Source organism: Flagellimonas flava, from assembly GCF_050617915.1.
GTDB classification, from domain to species: Bacteria; Bacteroidota; Bacteroidia; order Flavobacteriales; family Flavobacteriaceae; genus Flagellimonas; species Flagellimonas flava_A.
This window is the reverse complement of the sequence record NZ_JBODQE010000089.1, coordinates 1-261: the sequence shown is the minus strand read 5'-3', so window position 1 is coordinate 261 and position 261 is coordinate 1. Positions and strand designations below refer to the sequence as shown.

General features: G+C 33.0%; 1 protein-coding gene. It reads right to left on the bottom strand.

Annotated elements, in window-relative coordinates; all coding sequences use genetic code 11:
* A partial coding sequence (locus tag ACRHOZ_RS21095; RefSeq protein WP_431130279.1) for a Pycsar system effector family protein occupies positions 1-261 on the bottom strand: 261 nt, incomplete at both ends.

Sequence of the window (261 nt, the reverse complement as noted above, 5' to 3'; positions counted from 1 at the left end):
GATATAGTCTTTGTCTTTTACCATTTCTCCTATAGCCCATTCAAATTCTTTGAGTTCCATTTTATGAAAATTACCAAAAAAGCTAAGGTTTACTTCTTGGTTTTTTACATCTTCTTTGGTGAATTCTCCACTTGTAACGTTTGGTCGGGTTGCTATGATAGAGAGTACCATAGAAATAACACAAAACGACAAGAAAATGATTGTAGGCCAGGTTAAATAAGGGTTTGTATCTAGTTTAGAAATAAGATTAGCAAGTACAAC